Source organism: Saccharopolyspora gloriosae (assembly GCF_014203325.1).
In the GTDB taxonomy this organism is placed as follows: domain Bacteria; phylum Actinomycetota; class Actinomycetes; order Mycobacteriales; family Pseudonocardiaceae; genus Saccharopolyspora_C; species Saccharopolyspora_C gloriosae.
This window is the reverse complement of the sequence record NZ_JACHIV010000001.1, coordinates 5,445,626-5,462,459: the sequence shown is the minus strand read 5'-3', so window position 1 is coordinate 5,462,459 and position 16,834 is coordinate 5,445,626. Positions and strand designations below refer to the sequence as shown.

At 71.7% G+C, this 16,834-nt stretch carries 13 protein-coding genes; 12 read left to right on the top strand and 1 reads right to left on the bottom strand.

What is annotated here, in order from left to right:
• The first annotated feature begins 300 nt into the window (after positions 1-300).
• The 8 genes from BJ969_RS23785 to BJ969_RS23750 all read left to right on the top strand — a co-directional run bounded on the left by BJ969_RS23785 (position 301) and on the right by BJ969_RS23750 (position 9,712).
• The gene (locus BJ969_RS23785) at positions 301-1,503 is read left to right on the top strand and encodes an NADP-dependent malic enzyme (RefSeq protein WP_184482240.1); all 1,203 of its coding nucleotides are present in this window, start codon (positions 301-303) and stop codon (positions 1,501-1,503) included.
• Between the two features lie 288 nt (positions 1,504-1,791).
• On the top strand, positions 1,792-4,629 hold the full coding sequence (locus BJ969_RS23780) for a sensor domain-containing protein (protein WP_425503574.1): 2,838 nt from the start codon (positions 1,792-1,794) through the stop codon (positions 4,627-4,629).
• A 488-nt stretch (positions 4,630-5,117) separates the two neighbouring features.
• The gene (locus tag BJ969_RS23775) at positions 5,118-6,200 is read left to right on the top strand and encodes an ABC transporter ATP-binding protein (RefSeq protein WP_184482238.1); all 1,083 of its coding nucleotides are present in this window, start codon (positions 5,118-5,120) and stop codon (positions 6,198-6,200) included.
• The gene (locus BJ969_RS23770; protein WP_343071569.1) at positions 6,197-6,865 is read left to right on the top strand and encodes an ABC transporter permease; all 669 of its coding nucleotides are present in this window, start codon (positions 6,197-6,199) and stop codon (positions 6,863-6,865) included. Before BJ969_RS23775 ends, BJ969_RS23770 begins: the two co-directional genes overlap by 4 nt.
• Before the next feature lies 1 nt (position 6,866).
• Positions 6,867-7,556, top strand: coding sequence for an ABC transporter permease (locus BJ969_RS23765; RefSeq protein WP_184482236.1), 690 nt, complete (start codon positions 6,867-6,869; stop codon positions 7,554-7,556).
• A 39-nt stretch (positions 7,557-7,595) separates the two neighbouring features.
• Positions 7,596-8,477 carry an ABC transporter substrate-binding protein gene (locus BJ969_RS23760; RefSeq protein WP_343071568.1) on the top strand — a complete coding sequence of 294 codons (882 nt, stop codon included), beginning with the start codon at positions 7,596-7,598 and terminating at the stop codon, positions 8,475-8,477.
• Positions 8,478-8,796: 319 nt separating this feature from the next.
• The gene (locus BJ969_RS23755; protein WP_184482232.1) at positions 8,797-9,063 is read left to right on the top strand and encodes a hypothetical protein; all 267 of its coding nucleotides are present in this window, start codon (positions 8,797-8,799) and stop codon (positions 9,061-9,063) included.
• Positions 9,064-9,445: 382 nt separating this feature from the next.
• Positions 9,446-9,712: a hypothetical protein gene (locus BJ969_RS23750; RefSeq protein ID WP_184482230.1), complete on the top strand. Its 267-nt coding sequence runs from the start codon at positions 9,446-9,448 to the stop codon at positions 9,710-9,712.
• Between the two features lie 133 nt (positions 9,713-9,845).
• Here BJ969_RS23750 and BJ969_RS23745 read toward each other — a convergent pair whose 3' ends face one another.
• A complete protein-coding gene (locus tag BJ969_RS23745) occupies positions 9,846-10,628 on the bottom strand; it encodes an IclR family transcriptional regulator (protein WP_184482228.1) in 783 nt (260 codons plus the stop codon).
• 83 nt (positions 10,629-10,711) lie between these two features.
• On the opposite strand from BJ969_RS23745, the gene hutH reads away from it, so the two are divergent.
• The 4 genes from hutH (at position 10,712) to BJ969_RS23725 (ending at position 16,831) form a co-directional block, all read left to right on the top strand.
• Positions 10,712-12,259 (top strand): histidine ammonia-lyase, encoded by a 1,548-nt coding sequence (gene hutH, locus BJ969_RS23740; RefSeq protein ID WP_184482226.1) that lies wholly within the window; start codon positions 10,712-10,714, stop codon positions 12,257-12,259.
• Positions 12,256-13,905: a urocanate hydratase gene (gene hutU / locus BJ969_RS23735; RefSeq protein WP_184482224.1), complete on the top strand. Its 1,650-nt coding sequence runs from the start codon at positions 12,256-12,258 to the stop codon at positions 13,903-13,905. Before hutH ends, hutU begins: the two co-directional genes overlap by 4 nt.
• Positions 13,906-14,324: 419 nt before the next feature.
• Positions 14,325-15,524, top strand: a complete 1,200-nt coding sequence (locus BJ969_RS23730; protein WP_184482222.1) for an allantoate amidohydrolase — start codon at positions 14,325-14,327, stop codon at positions 15,522-15,524.
• A complete protein-coding gene (locus tag BJ969_RS23725; RefSeq protein WP_184482220.1) occupies positions 15,521-16,831 on the top strand; it encodes a formimidoylglutamate deiminase in 1,311 nt (436 codons plus the stop codon). Before BJ969_RS23730 ends, BJ969_RS23725 begins: the two co-directional genes overlap by 4 nt.
• Positions 16,832-16,834: the final 3 nt, after the last annotated feature.

Here is a 16,834-nt window from a genome sequence, read left to right as displayed (position 1 = left end):
TTGCGTCGTTGAAAACTGCCCGCCGGAAAGTGCCGTTGTTACGCCGACCTGCTCGATCAAGTCTGTGACCCTGGTCGCTGACAGCGCGGGACCCGTGCTGGCAGACTGTTCGGACCGCAGCGTCCACCGGTTCGTTTTTCCGCACCAGGGAATTCGACGCCGGTCGTCCCGACGCCCGTCGCAGTTCCGGTACCGCCCGGAAGCCTGACGAGCGCGTCGCCGGGTGGCAGGTCGCCACCCTTTCGCTCCGGAGACCGGGATCGCCCGGTTTTCGCAGGCCATGGCAACAGGAGGGACGCCGTGACCACTGTGAACGATCACACTTCCGCTTCCGCGAACGGAACGGAACTCACCGACGACGAGATCTTCCGCGCGCACGAAGGCGGCAAGCTCGGAGTCGACGTGACCGCGCCGCTGGACAGCGCGCGTGACCTGTCGATCGCCTACACGCCCGGCGTGGCCAAGGTCAGCCGCGCCATCGCCGCCGACGAGACGCTCGCCGACCGCTACACCTGGACGCAGAACCTGGTGGCCGTGGTCAGCGACGGCACCGCCGTGCTCGGCCTCGGCGACATCGGCCCGCGCGCCTCGCTGCCGGTGATGGAGGGCAAGTCCGCGCTGTTCAAGACGTTCGCCGGGCTGAACTCGATCCCGCTGGTGCTCGACACCACCGACGTCGACGAGATCGTCGAGACGATGGTGCGGCTGCGCCCGTCGTTCGGCGCGGTGAACCTGGAGGACGTGGCGGCCCCGCGCTGCTTCGAACTCGAACGCCGCCTGATCGAGGCGCTGGACTGCCCCGTCATGCACGACGACCAGCACGGCACGGCCGTGGTCGTGCTGGCCGCGCTGCGCAACGCCGCCAAGATCGTGGGCCGGCCGATGGACTCGATGCGCGTGGTCATCTCCGGCGCGGGCGCGGCCGGGGTGGCCTGCGCGAAGATCCTGCACACCGCCGGGGTCGGCGAGATCGTCGTGCTCGACTCGCGCGGCGTCGTGCACGAGGGGCGCGACAACCTCACGCCGATCAAGGAAGAGCTGCTCGGCTACACCAACCCGCGGGGGATCACCGGCGGGCTGGAGTCCGCGCTCGACGGCGCGGACGTGCTCATCGGTGTCTCCGCCGGTCAGATCCCGGAGGAGCTCGTCGCCACCATGGCCGACGACGCGATCGTGTTCGCGCTGTCGAACCCGGACCCCGAGGTGCACCCGGAGGTCGCGGGCAGGCACGCGGCGGTCGTGGCCACCGGGCGCAGCGACTTCCCGAACCAGATCAACAACGTGCTGGCGTTCCCCGGCATCTTCAAGGGCGCGCTGCAGGAGAATTCCCGGATGATCACCGACCGGATGAAGGTCGCCGCGGCCGAGGCCATCGCCGAGGTCGTCGCCGAGGAGCTCGCCGCCGACAAGATCGTGCCGAGCCCGCTGGACCCGCGGGTCGCACCCGCCGTGATCAGCGCCGTCGCCGCCGCCGCGCGGGCGGACGGGGTCGCCACCGCGTGAGCGGCCGGCTCGCCGCGCGGGCAGCTTGCAGCATTCGGACCACTGGGGCGCACCGTTCGCGGTGCGCCCCAGTGGTCTGTTCGCCGGGGCCCGTTCGCAGCGATCGCGTCACGAGGGCCGGTGCGCGCCGTCACACGTGCGGGTGGCTTCGACCGAAGGCCCACCAGCGGTTCGCATCCGAGCCGCTGCCGGTAAGGTCAGGACCGGAACTCGCTGTGGTGCCGATCACGTGCGGGATGGTCGGTCTTCGGTCGTGTGCCCGGCAAACGTGGCCGCTACGCAGGAGGGGTGCTGGTGACCGATCGGTACGACGGGACGCCCGCTTCCAGGGCGCGAAAAGCGGTGGACGCGGCAGGAGCCGGTGACGCGGGCACGATCGACGAGATCGCCGAATTACCGGACGCCCCCGCGATCCTGAGCTCAGCGGACGGCACGATCGTGCAGGTCACCGAGCAGGCGATCCGGATGGCAGGGGTCGTCGACGCGGCCGACCTGCTCGGCGCGCGGCTCGCGGAACTCGTGGTCCGCGACGGGCCGGTGTCCCGGCTGCGCGGCGCCGAGGACGTGGCGGTGCGGGTGCTGACCTGGCCGCACCCGAACGATGACGCGCTGCGCGTGACCGTGCTGACCGACGTGCGCGACCTGCTGCCGGACAACGGGAGCCGGGTCGGCGTGGAGGTCGTCGACGAACGCGCCCGGCTGATCGACGCGCAGCGCATCGCGAAGGTCGGCAGCTGGAGCGTCTACCCGGAGACCGGGCAGATGTACCACAGCCCGGTGCTCAAGGAGCTCTTCTACGCCAGCGGCACCGAGGACGTCTTCGACGGCGTGAACATGGTCGTGGCGGTGCGCCCGGACGACCAGCCGAAAGCCGACGACTTCGGGGTGCGGCTGCGCTCCGCGCCGGTGGGCAAGCTGGTCGAGGTCGAACTGCACGACCACACCGACCGGGTTTTCCTGTGCACCGGGCGCGTCGAACGCGACGCCGCCGACCGCATCGAACGCATCGAAGGCACCGTGCAGGACGTCACCGAGCAGCGGCTGCTGGAGCGGCAGTTGCGCGACGAGCGCCGCAAGCTGCACGACGCGCAGCGCGCCGCCCGCCTCGGCACCTGGGAATGGGACGCCACGACCGGCGCCACCCAGCTGTCCGAGATGATGCGCGAGATCTGCGGGCACCTGCCCGGAGATCCCACGACCTACGACGGCTACATCGAGGGCGTGCACCCCGAGGACCGCACCCGGGTCGATCAAGCGTGGCGAGGACTCGCGCGGCGGTTCGAGCCGGTCGAGATCGAACACCGCTTCATCCGGCGCGACGGCGCCGTGCGCACCCTGCGCGCGCACGGCGCGGCGATCCGCGACCCCGACGGCAGGCTGGTGCTGGTGGGCACCGCGCAGGACGTCACCGAGCAGCGCACCGCGCTGACCCGGATGGAGCGGTCCTCGCAGCGGTTCACCGACCTGGTGGCGGTCACCCCCGTCGGCATCGGCCTGTTCGACCAGGACGAGCACCTGGTGGACGCCAACGACGCGCTCTGCGACCTGCTCGGCTACCGGCTGGAGCAGTTGCGCGGCATGAGCGCCCGGCAGATGACGCACCCCGACGAGCGGGATTCGGGGCTGCGCGCGGCCTCCGACGAGAGCGCCTCGTCGCGCTCGGGACGCCGGAAGGTGCCGCAGCGGCTGCTGATCCGCTCCGACGGCGAACCGGTGTACTGCGAGCTGCACGTGGCGCTGTCCGTGCAGGACGACGGCACCCGGTTCTGGCTGGTGGTGTTCCAGGACATCACCGAACGCCGCCGCGCCGCGGAAGCGCTGCGCTACCAGGCCACCCACGACGACCTCACCGGGCTGCCGAACCGCGCTGCGGTGAAGCAGCTGCTGGGGCAGCTGCTCGGCCGCGCCGACTCCGCGGGGGTCGCGGTGCTGTTCTGCGACATCGACAACTTCAAGCGGGTAAACGATTCACTGGGCCACGACGCGGGCGACGAACTGCTGGTCGCGCTTGCCCGAAGACTGGAAGGCGGCCTGCCCGAAGGGTGCACGGCGGCCCGGTTGTCCGGCGACGAATTCCTCATCATCTGCTCCGACATCAGCGCCGTCGGCGGGCTCGACTCGCTCGCCACGCGGGTCGCGGGCCTGCTGCGCACGGCGGTGCCGGTGCACGGCCAGCTGATCCGCGTGTCGGCGTCGATCGGGGCCGCGGTGCCCAGCGGCGGCGGCTCCGGCGGGGAGGACCTGCTGCGGTTCGCCGACGCCGCGATGTTCGAGGCGAAGCGGCGCGGCGCGGGCAAGGTGTCGTTGGCCAGCCCCGCGCTCATGGCGTCCGCCGACCGGCAGCTGCACCTGGAGGGGCAGCTGCGGGAAGCGTTGAACAACGACGGCCTGACCCTGCACTACCAGCCCGTGGTCGCCTCCGACGGCACGGTGCTCACCGCCGAAGCCCTGGTGCGCTGGCCGCACCCCGACCGCGGGCTGCTGAGCCCCGACGCGTTCCTGCCGGTCGCCGAGCAGGGCGACCTGCTGCGCGAACTGGACCGCTGGGTGCTGCGCACCGCGCTGCGGGAAGCGTCGACGTGGCCGACCCCGAACGGGCGCCAAGTGGGCATCGCGGTGAACCTCGCCGGTCTGGTGCCGGGCGGCGCCGACTTCGTCGACGTCGTCGCCGACACCGTCGCCGAATGCGGGCTCGACTGGAACCGGGTGATCCTGGAACTCGTCGAGACAGCGCTGGTCGACCTGCCCTCACGCACCAGGCAGGCGATGGGAGAACTGGTGGCGCGCGGCGTGCGGTTCGCCGTCGACGACTTCGGCACCGGGTACTCGTCGCTGGCCCGGCTCAAGGACCTGCCCGCGCAGATCATCAAGGTCGACCGGAGGTTCGTGGCCGGCGTCGGCGGCGATCCGTCGGACTTCGCGGTGGCGCAGGCCGTGGTCGGCATGGCGCGCGCCATGGGCCGGTTGTGCGTGGCGGAAGGCGTCGAGACCGCGACCCAGTTCCACGTGCTCTCCGGAGTGGGCGTTGACGCCTACCAGGGCTGGCTGTTCTCCCGGCCCATGCCGTCACGCGAATTCCGCGCGCTGCTGGAAACCGGACCACTTCCGCTGCTTAACGATCGGTGAGGGTGCCGGGCTCTTTTTGCTTTGGGGGTCGGGTGGCGGAACCTCAGTGCCTTCCTCGCTGCGGGATCTTTTTCCCAAGTGGCTCCGCCACGAGGGAAAAAGCTGTCCTCGCGAGGAAGCCACTGAGAACCCGCGGGTCGTCACCTTTTCGACGTGGGCTATGTGCTTCGCACATACAGGCACGGCTTCGCCGCAAGGCGGGCTTGCTTCGCCGCCCTAGGCACGGCTACGCCGCGAAGGCACGGCCTTCGGTCGTCGAGCGGGCTTGCTTTGGCGCCTGAAGTACGGCTTCGCGCCCTGCTCGGCTTCGTCGGTCGGGGTGTTCGGGTGGGGAAGGGGGGCTCCCGGATCGTGGGATCTTGCTGTTGAGTACGGGTAAAAAGATCACGCAGGCGTTGCGGATCATCGCAAGATTCCGGCGTTCGGGTTAGGGTCGGCCAGGTTTGCGGCGGTCGGCAAGTGACTGTCGGTGATCCGAGGGGGCTCGGTTGATCGAGTTCCGGTCCGTGCGCAAGGAATACCCTGGTGGCGCGGTGGCCGTCGACGACGTGGACCTGAAGGTCGAGGCGGGCACGATCACCGTGCTCGTCGGGCCCTCCGGCTGCGGCAAGACCACCTTGCTGCGCATGGTCAACCGCATGATCGACCCGAGCGCAGGCACCGTGCTCGTGGACGGCCGCGACGTGCGCGAAGCCGACCCGGCGCTGCTGCGCCGCGGCATCGGCTACGTCATCCAGCAGGCCGGGCTGTTCCCGCACCGCACCGTGGTCGACAACATCGCCACCGTGCCCCGGCTGTACCGCGCCTCCCGCCGCGACACGCGGCGGCGCGCGCAGGAACTGCTGGACCTGGTGGGGCTGCCCGCGACGCTCGCCGACCGCTACCCGGCGCAGCTCTCCGGTGGTCAGCAGCAGCGCGTCGGCGTGGCGCGGGCGCTGGCCGCGGACCCGCCGGTGCTGCTGATGGACGAACCGTTCAGCGCCGTCGACCCGGTGGTGCGCGAAGGGCTGCAGGACGAACTGCTGCGGCTGCAAGGCGAACTCGGCAAGACCGTCCTGTTCGTCACCCACGACATCGACGAAGCGGTGAAGCTGGGCGAGAAGGTCGCGGTGCTGCGCACCGGCGGGCACGTCGCGCAGTACGCGGCCCCGGACGAGCTGCTCGCCCGCCCCGCCGACGACTTCGTCACCTCGTTCATCGGCCGCGACCGCGGCTACCGGCGGCTGTCCTTCGTGGACAGCGACGGCATCGAACCCGGCGAGGTCGACACGATCGCGCTCGGCGAACGCAGCACCGCCACCGGCTGGGTGCTGGTGCTCGACGGCGACCGCCGGCCGCGCGGCTGGCTGCCGCCCGGTGCCGCGCCCGACGGACCCGTCACCGAAGACGGCCTGGTCGCGGGCGGGTCGCTGTACACGAGGGGCACGGCGCTGCGCGGGGCGCTCGACGCGGCGCTGTCGGCGCCGTCGGGACTCGGCGTCGTCGTCGACGAGCACGGCGGCTACGTCGGCGTCGTCGGCGCGCGGCACGTGCTCGACGTCATCGAGGGCGGCCGCGGGGAGCGGCCGTGATCGACGAGCTCACGCACTACTTCTCCAGCCCCAGCAACCGCGAAGTGGTGCTGGAGTCGCTGGGCCAGCACATCTACCTGGCGCTGGTGCCGCTGGTGCTGGGCGCGCTGCTCGCCGTTCCCGCGGGACGGTTCGCGCAGCGGGTGCCGAAGGTGCGGGGAGTGCTGCTGGGCTCGGCGAACATCCTCTACACCATCCCGTCGCTGGCCCTGTTCGTGATCATCCCGGCGCTGATCGGTACCGGTGCGACGGCGTCGATCAACGTGGTCATCGCCCTGACGATCTACAACGCGGCGCTGCTGGCCCGCCCGGTGATGGAAGGGCTCGACTCGGTGCCCGAGCACATCGTCACCGCCGCCACCGCGCTCGGATACCGGTCGCGGCGCCGGTTCTTCGCCGTCGAAGTGCCGCTGGCGCTGCCGGTGCTGAGCACCTCGCTGCGCGTCGCCTCGGTCAGCAACGTGAGCCTCGTCAGCGTCGGTGCGCTCATCGGCATCGGCGGGCTGGGCCGGTTGTTCACCGACGGGTTCCAGCGCGACTACCTGACCCCGATCCTCATCGGGGTGGTGCTGACACTGCTGCTGGCGATGGCGGGCGACCTGCTGATCGTGGCGCTGCGCAGGCTGTGCACCCCGTGGCAGCGGGCGACCTCGGGGGGACGCTGACATGATCATCACGGAGCTGCTGGGCTGGCTGTCCGACCCGGACAACTGGTTCTCCTCCACCGGCCTGCTCGTGCAGACCCTGTGGCACCTGTACTACTGCGTGCTCTCGGTGCTGGTCGCCTCGATCATCGCGATGCCCATCGGGCTGTGGATCGGGCACACCGGGCGCGGCGGCGCCACGGTCGTCGTGCTGAGCAACTCGATGCGCGCGCTGCCGACGCTGGGCCTGGTGACGCTGTTCGTGCTGCTCGCGGGCATCGGCGAAGCGCCCACCCTGGCCGGACTGGTGATCCTGGCGATCCCCGCGGTGCTCTCCGGTGCCTACGCGGGCGTGCAGAGCGTGCCGAAGGACGTGCGCGACGCGGCGAAGGGCATGGGCATGACGCCGCTGCAGCAGCTGTGGCAGGTGGAACTGCCGAACGCGGCGCCGCTGCTGTTCGGCGGGGTGCGCACCGCGATGCTGCAGGTGGTCGCCACCGCCTCCGTCGCCGCGTACGTGGGCCTCGGCGGGCTGGGCAGCATCCTGCTCGAAGGCATCAAGACGTACTCCTACGGCCAGACCCTCGCGGCGGCGCTGTTCATCGCGCTGCTCGCCGTGCTGCTCGACGCGCTGCTGAGCAGGCTGTCGCGGATCCTCACTCCGCGGGGCATCCGGGTGGGGCGCCCGGCGGCCGCCGCGGGCGGCGCGTGAAGCCCGGAACTCGTCACTGAGATGGAAAAGAGAACTGCCGTGAAGCGATGGGGTGCGCTGGCCTTGGCCGGCTTGGCGTTGGCCGGACTGACCGGCTGCGGCGGAGACCCGTTCCAAGCGGGGGACGGCACGGACGGATCGCTGGTGGTCGGCTCCGCCGACTTCACCGAGAGCGAACTGATCATGAACATCTACGCCGAGGCGCTGCGCGGCACCGGAGCCGAGGTGGAGACCAAACCGCGCATCGGCTCGCGGGAGACCTACGTCAACGCGGTCGCCCAAGGCGAGCTCTCGCTCATCCCGGACTACACCGGGAACCTGCTGCAGTACGTCGACGAGCAGGACCCGGCGACGGAGTCGCAACAGGTCTACGCCGCGCTGGAGCAGAAGCTGCCGCCGGGGCTCGACGTGCTGGAGCAGGCCCCGGCGGAGGACTCCGACGTGCTCACGGTGACGAAGGCGACCGCGGGCACCGGGATCCGCTCGCTGACCGACCTCGGGCCGCGCTGCGGCGAGTTCGTGCTCGGCGCCCCCGCCGAGTGGAAGACCCGCTGGGAGAAGCGCATCGCCGAGGTCTACGGCTGCGAGTTCCGCGAGATCCGCAACCTCGAAGCGGGCACCGTCACGGTGGACGCGCTGACCGGCGACACCGTGCAGGTCGCGAACCTGTTCACCACGTCCTCGCAGATCAGCACGAACGACCTGGTGCAGTTGGACGACCCGCAGGACATGTTCCCGGCGCAGCACGTGGTGCCGCTGGCGGGCGAAGGCAAGCTCACCCCGGCGCAGACCGACGTCGTGAACCGGGCGTCGCGGGCGTTGACAACGGAGAAGCTCACCGAGCTCAACCGGCGCCTGGAGGTCGACAAGGCCAACCCGACCGACGTCGCGAGGGAGTTCATCGCCGAAGCGGGCCTGTGATCCCGCTCGGTCGAGCCGCACCGGTGGCCGCGTCCCGCGAGGGCGCGGCCACCGGTGCATTCGAAGATCGGATTCTTCGGTGCGGGAAATCTGATTCCCTTTCGGGAGCGCCCGCTGTCGCCGCATCGTGCGAGCAACCGGTCCACGCAGCGTGACACGTGCAACCAAGGGGTCATTCGCGACCCACTTTGGCGCTACTGGAGCTGCTGTAGTGGCGGATCGGTGCGATGGTTTTCTGGCCGATCACCGAGAGGTTCGTTCCGCGGACTTCGCCGGGAATCGGTTGAATCCGATTCAGCAACAACGAGGGGAAACTCGCATGCGTACTTCTACTCGCCTCCTTGGTGCGACCGTCGCCGCCGTGGCCCTGCTCGGCGCCGGATCCACCGCGGCGTTCGCCGGCGGGCACGACGACCCGGAGATCACCAGCGAGTCCGGCGACGGCGGCAACGGTGGCAGTGGCGGCATCGGCCTCAACCTGATCTGCGGCATCGGCGTTCTGGGCTCGGGCTCGTGCGACGCAGCCAACGGCGGCAGCGGTGGCGACTCCGACTCCGAGACCGGCGTCGGCAACACCGAGGGCTGACAGCCCGAACTTTCCGCCGCGGGAAAGAAGTGCCCGGCCCCCTTCCTGGAGGGGGCCGGGCACATCGCTGTGCGCATCCATTTCACGGGAGGGGATCGGCGAGGTGGAGCCGACGAATCAGCGGCGAATGAATTCGGATTATTCAGGAATGCGTCGGGGTGTCATCGCGAACTCCCCGGTCTTCTCCCAGTCATCGAGCCGCGGATCGACGCAGCGTGAAAATGGCACCAACGGGGCATTCGAAACCCACTTTAGCGCTACCCGAGCTGCTGGAGTCCGGTATCGGTGCGATGGTTCTTTCGCCGATCACCGAGAGGTTCGTTCCGCGGACTTCGCCGGGAATCGGTTGAATCCGATTCAGCAACAACGAGGGGAAACTCGCATGCGCACTTCTACTCGCCTCCTTGGTGCGACCGCCGTCGCCGTGGCCCTGCTCGGCGCCGGATCCACCGCGGCGTTCGCCGGCGGAGACGACGACAAGCCGTCGATCACCAGCGAGTCCGGTGACGGCGGTTCCGGCGGTTCCGGGGGCACCGGCCTCAACCTGCTCTGCGGCATCGGCATTCTGGGTGAGGGCACGTGCACCGCCGCCGACGGTGGCAACGGTGGTGACTCCGACTCCGAGACCGGTGTCGGCAACGAGGGCTGACAGCCCGAACTTTCCGCCGCGGGAAAGAAGTGCCCGGTCCCCTTTTCGAAGGGGGCCGGGCACATCGCTGCGCGCGCCCTTCCCGGACGACGGGCGCCGGTGACACCGCGAGTTCGTGATTCGACCGGCGAATTCAGCGGCGCCCGCCGATTCGACCGCTCAGATCGTCGGCGGCCCGGCGCACCTCCGCGGCCAGGTGCGGCCAGGTCGAACCGCAGTCCGCACGGCCGCCCGGCTCGCACACGTGGCGGAACGTGAGGCTGATCGCCGCCGACGGCCACTGGTCCGGGCCGAACACGGGGCAGGCCACCGAGGCGAACTCGCCGGTCACGTGCCCGTCCTCCACCGCCCAGCCCAGGCGGCGCTCCGCGGCCAGGGTGCGCCGCAGTTCCGGCAACGTGCGCGGGCCGCGCCCCGTGCGGCGCGCGAACCCGGCCGGGAACGACGCGCGCACCTGCGCGGCGGGCAGGTGCGCCAGCATCGCCCGCCCCGACGCGGTCAGGTGCGCGGGCAGCCGCACCCCGACGTCGGTGACCAGCGTCTGCGGACGCGACGGACGTTCCTTGATCAGGTACAGCAGTTCGCCGCCGTGCAGCACGCCGAGGTGCGCCGTGCAATCCACCTCGTCGACGAGCCTGCGCAGCACCGGGCCCGCGAGGCGCTCCAGCGGATCGTGGCGCAGGTAGGCGGAACCGAGCTCGAACGCCGCCACGCCCAGCGCGTACCGGCGCTCCTCGGGCAGCCGCACCGCGAAACCGGCGGCGGTGAGCTCCGCGAGCAGGTGGTAGGTCGTCGAACGCGGCAGGTCCAGCTCGCGGGCCAAGGTCGCCGCCGACACCGGTCCGGCCCGGCCGCCCATCGCCGTCAAGATCGCCAGCCCGCGCCGCAGCGCGGGTACCTCGCTGCTGTCTCCCATGCCGCACCCCGCTGTCTGGTATCTCAGACAGAACCACTCTAACCGGGCTTCTGCGCCGCGCCGCGCACGTGTGGCATGGAGGAATGCAACAGGCTCAGGTGCACAAGATCGAGTCGGGGGCGCTGACGGGGCGGCAGGTCGTCGACATCGCCCGCGGCGGGGCGACGGTGGAACTGGACGCGGCCACCGAACGCGACATCGACGCCACCCGCAAGCACATCGACGCGCTCGCCGCCGCCGAACAACCCACCTACGGGGTCTCCACCGGATTCGGCGCGCTCGCGGTGCGCCACATCCCCGCGGAGCGGCGCGCGGCGCTGCAGCAGTCGTTCGTGCGCTCGCACGCGGCGGGCGCGGGCTCCGCCGTCGAACCCGAAGTGGTGCGCGCCCTGATGCTGCTGCGGCTGCGCACGATCTCCACCGGGCGCACCGGCGCCCGCCTCGACACCGCCCGCGCGCTCGCCGCGATGCTCAACGCCGGGATCGTGCCCGTCGTGCACGAATACGGATCGCTGGGCTGCTCCGGCGACCTGGCACCGCTGGCCGCCGTCGCGCTCGCCCTCACCGGTGAAGGCGACGTCCTCGACCCGGCGGGTTCGACGCGCCCCGCCGCGCAAGCCCTCGCCGAGGCGGGTATCGAACCGATCGTGCTCGCCGAGAAGGAAGGGCTGTCGCTGACCAACGGCACCGACGGCATGCTCGGCATGCTGGTGCTGGCCCTGCACGACCTGACCGGCCTGCTGGAGATCGCCGACCTCACCGCGGCGATGAGCGTGGAAGCGCTGCTGGGCACCGACCGCGTCTTCGCCGCAGACCTGCAGGCGCTGCGCCCGCACCCCGGCCAGGCACGGTCGGCGGCCCGGATCCACCGGCTGCTGGCCGGATCCGGCATCGTCGCCAGCCACCGCGGCCCCGACTGCACCCGGGTGCAGGACGCGTACTCGCTGCGCTGCGCCCCGCAGGTGCACGGATCGGCGGGCGACACGGTCGCGTTCGCCGAGATGGTGGCCGAACGGGAACTCGCCGCGGCCATCGACAACCCCGTGGTGCTCGACGACGGCCGCGTCGAATCCAACGGCAACTTCCACGGCGCACCGCTGGCGCACGCCCTGGACTACCTGGCGATCCCGCTGGCCGACGTGGCGAGCATGGCCGAGCGCCGCACCGACCGGATGCTCGACGTGGCGCGCTCGCACGGGCTGCCCGCGTTCCTCGCCGACGACCCCGGCGTGGACTCCGGGCACATGATCGCGCACTACACCCAGGCCGGGGTCGTCGCCGAGCTCAAGCGCCTCGCCGCGCCCGCCTCCGTGGACTCCATCCCCACCAGCGCGATGCAGGAGGACCACGTGTCGATGGGCTGGGCGGCGGCCCGCAAGCTGCGCCGCGCCGTGGACGGGCTGCGCACCGTGCTCGCGGTGGAACTGCTCACCGCGGCCCGCGCCCTCGACCTGCGCGCCCCGCTCACGCCCGCGCCCGCCACCGGCGCGGTGCGGGACCTGCTGCGCACCCGCGTCGCCGGACCGGGCCCCGACGCCCACCTGGCGCCGCAGATCGCCGAAACCGAGGCGCTGCTGCGCTCCGGTGCCGTGAACTCCACCGTGCAAGACCACCTGGGAGGCCAGTCATGAGTGCCGGAGCCCGTCCCGTGCGCGCCGCGCGCGGCACCACGTTGACCGCACGTTCCTGGAGCACCGAGGCCCCGCTGCGGATGCTGCAGAACAACCTCGACCCGGAGGTCGCCGAGCGGCCCGAAGACCTCGTCGTCTACGGCGGCACCGGCCGCGCCGCCCGCAACTGGGCCAGCTACGACGCCATCGTCGCCGAACTGACCGCCCTCGCCGAGGACGAGACGTTGCTGGTGCAGTCCGGCAAACCCGTCGGCGTGCTGCGCACCCACGAGTGGGCGCCGCGAGTGCTGCTGGCGAACTCGAACCTGGTGGGCAACTGGGCGAGCTGGCCCGAATACCGCAAGCTCGACGCGCTCGGACTCATGATGTACGGGCAGATGACCGCCGGATCGTGGATCTACATCGGCACCCAGGGCATCCTGCAGGGCACCTACGAGACGTTCGGCGCCGTCGCCGCGAAGCGCTTCGGCGGGACCCTCGCGGGCACCCTGACGCTGACCGCCGGGCTCGGCGGCATGGGCGGCGCCCAGCCGCTGGCGGTGACCATGAACGAAGGTGCCGCGCTCGTCGTCGAGTGCGACCCGGAGCGGGCGCGGCGGCGCGTGCGCCACGGCTACCTCGACGTGCTCGCCGAGAACCTCGACGAGGCGATCGAACAGGCCGTCGCGGCGAAGCAGCAGCGGCGGGCCGTGTCGATCGGCGTCATCGGCAACGCCTGCGAAGTGCTGCCCGAACTGCTGCGCCGCGGCCTGCCCGCCGACATCGTCACCGACCAGACCTCCGCGCACGACCCGCTGTCGTACCTGCCGCGCGGCGTGGACGTCGAGGACTGGGCGGACTACGCGGACAAGAAGCCCGACGAGTTCACCGCCCGCGCCCGCGACTCCATCGCCGAGCACGTCGAAGCCATGGTCGGATTCCTCGACGCCGGCGCCGAAGTCTTCGACTACGGCAACTCGCTGCGCGGCGAGGCCGCCGAAGCGGGCTACGCGCGGGCCTTCGACTACCCGGGCTTCGTGCCCGCCTACCTGCGCCCGCTGTTCTGCGAGGGCAAAGGACCGTTCCGGTGGGCGGCGCTGTCGGGCGACCCGAAGGACATCGCGGTGACCGACCGGGCGATCCTCGAGGAGTTCGGCGAGGACGAGCACTTGGCCCGCTGGATCCGGATGGCAGGGGAGAAGGTGTCCTTCCAAGGGCTGCCGTCGCGGATCTGCTGGCTCGGCTACGGCGAACGGCACCGCGCGGGCCTGCGGTTCAACGAGCTCGTCGCCTCCGGCGAGGTGTCGGCGCCGCTGGTGCTGGGGCGCGACCACCTCGACAGCGGCTCGGTCGCCTCGCCGTACCGGGAGACCGAGGGGATGGCCGACGGTTCCGACGCGGTGGCGGACTGGCCGCTGCTCAACGCGCTGGTCAACACCTCCTCCGGGGCCACCTGGGTGTCGGTGCACCAGGGCGGGGGAGTCGGCATGGGGCGGTCGCTGCACGCCGGGCAGGTCACGGTCGCCGACGGCACCGAACTGGCCGCGGCCAAGCTGGAGCGGGTGCTCACCAACGACCCCGGCACCGGGGTGCTGCGCCACGCCGACGCCGGCTACGACCGGGCCCGCACCGTCGCCGCGGAGCGCGGCCTGCGCATTCCGACCTGACGGGCGGAACCCCCTCGTTGTGGGGACGTTCTTCCCGGCTCACGACGGGATCGCCGCCCGCGCGAGGGAACGGCCGGTTCGCCGCGAAGCCCGGCGGTCGCGGCCACCGGGCGGGGCACCTGCCCCGAGCAGGGCGACAACAGCAGGCGGTCGACGGTAGGGGGCCTTTCAGAATGATCTTTCGATCGGTGCCTTGTCAGCTGCGGAGCCGCTGAGCAGTGACCGGCTTGAGCAAGGTGACCACCGGCGGGTTCTCAGCGGCTTCCTCGCGAGGACAGCGATTTCGCTGTGTACGGACATGCATGAGAAATCGCGATCACGCTGGCAGAGGGCAGCGAGGAAGCCGCTGAGGTTCCGCTGAGCGACCAGCTACGCAGGTCATTCTGAAAGGACTTCTTAGTCGTGCGGGAGGAGAACCGATGAGCACCAGTGCGCTGCTGGCGCAGATCGACCAAGTGGGGCGGGACCGGCGACGCGGCGGCTACTCGCGGCACGTGTTCGACGGCGGTGAGCGGGAACTGCGCGAGTGGTTCACCGAGCAGGCGCGGGCGCGCGGACTCGACGTGCACACCGACCGCAACGCGAACCTGTGGGCGTGGTGGGGTGAACCGGGCGATCAGGCCATCGTGACCGGCAGCCACCTCGACTCGGTGCCGGGTGGTGGCGCGTTCGACGGCCCGCTCGGTGTCGCCGCCGCGCTCAGCGCCGTGGAATCGTTGCGCGCCACCGGATTCCAGCCCCGGCGCCCCATCGCGATCGTGGTGTTCGCCGAGGAGGAAGGCGGCCGGTTCGGGGTGCCGTGCCTCGGATCGCGGCTGCTCAGCGGGACGATCACGCGGGACGCGGCGAACGCGCTGCGCGACCCGGACGGCGTCACCTTCGCCGAAGCGCTGCGCGGAGCGGGCGGCGACCCGGAGCACGCGGGCGCGGACGAGGCGGCGCTGCGGCGCATCGGGCGCTTCGTGGAACTGCACGTGGAACAGGGCCGGGGCCTGGTGGACCTGGACCGGCCGGTGGCCGTCGCCTCCTCGATCCTCGCCCACGGCCGGTGGCGATTCCGCTTCCGCGGCCAGGGAAACCACGCCGGAGCCACGTTGCTCGCCGACCGCCGCGACCCGATGCTGCCCGCGGCCCGCGCGGTGCTCGCCGCCAGGGAGACCGCCGCCGCGCACGACCAGGCCCGCGCCACCGTGGGCAGGCTCGTGCCCAACCCGGGCGGCACCAACGTCATCGCGTCCACAGTGGACATGTGGCTGGACGCGCGGGCGCCCGCGGCCGACGCCACCCGGTCGCTCGTCGCGGAACTGTCCGAGCGGGCCGCGGAATTCGCCCACGACGAAGGGTGCGAACTAGAGGTGACCGAGGAGTCCTACAGCGGCACCGTGCACTTCGACCCGGCGTTGCGCGACGAGCTGTGCGCCTCGCTCGGCGATGCGCCCGCGCTGGCCACCGGAGCCGGGCACGACGCGGGCGTGCTCTCCGCGCAGGTGCCCGCCTCGATGCTGTTCGTCCGCAATCCCACCGGAATCAGCCACGCGCCCGACGAACACGCCGAACCCGGCGACTGCGACGCGGGCGGCTCCGCGCTGGCCGACGTGCTCCGGAGGTGGGCCGCATGAAGTACTGGTGCGAACACGCCTGGCTGGACGACGGCCCCCGAACCGGGGTGCTCGTGGAGACCGACGGCACCGCCATCACCGCCGTGACCACCGCGGAGACGCCGCCACCCGGCGCGACCCGGCTGCCCGGACTCGTGCTGCCCGGCCTCGCCAACGCGCACTCCCACGCCTTCCACCGCGCGCTGCGCGGCAGGGCCACCGGCGGCGGCACCTTCTGGACCTGGCGCGAGCAGATGTACGCCGTCGCGGGCGCGCTCGACCCCGACACCTACCGGCGGCTCGCCACCGCCGTCTACACCGAGATGGCGCTGGCCGGCATCACCTGCGTCGGCGAGTTCCACTACCTGCACCACCCGCCGGGCGGCGGACGCTACGACGACCCGAACGAGATGAGCGCGGCGCTCGCCCAAGCCGCCCACGACGCCGGAATCCGCCTCACCCTGCTCGACACGTGCTACCTGACCAGCGGATTCGACACCCCGGTCGAAGGAGTGCAGCAGCGGTTCTCCGACGGGGACGCGCGGGCCTGGGCCGACCGGGCCGACCGGTTCACCGTCGACTGCGCGCGAGTGCGGCTCGGCGCCGCGGTGCACTCGGTGCGCGCGGTGCCCGCCGAGCAGATCGCCGACGTCGCCGCCTGGGCGCACCGCTACGGCACGCCGCTGCACGTCCACCTCTCCGAACAGCGCAAGGAGAACGAGGCGTGCCTCGCCGCGCACGGCCGCACCCCGGCTCGACTGCTCGCCGACGCGGGAGCGCTCGGCGCGAACACCACCGCCGTGCACGCCACCCACCTCACCGACGACGACCTCCGGCTGCTCGGCGGCAGCGGCACCGGAACCTGCCTGTGCCCCACGACCGAAGCCGACCTCGGCGACGGCATCGGCCCCGCCCTCCAACTGGACGCCGCGGGCAGCCCGCTGTCGCTCGGCAGCGACGGGCACTCCACCATCGACGTGCTCGCCGAAGCCCACGCCGTCGAAGCCGGGCAGCGGCTGAACACCGAACGGCGCGGGCACTTCGGCGCCGAACGGCTGCTGGAGATGGCGACCACCACCGGGCACCGCGCACTCGGCTGGCTCGACGCCGGACGCATCGCCCCCGGACACCGCGCGGACCTCGTCGCCGTCGCGCTCGACGGCCCGCGGCTCGCGGCCGTGCCCCTCGAAGCGGTGCCCGCGGTGGCCCGCGCCGACGACGTCCGGCACGTCATCGCGAACGGCCGCGGCATCGTGCGCGACGGCGAGCACGAACACGTCCCCGACCCCGGACGACGACTCCGGCGGCTCGTCGACGAACTCCTGTGACGG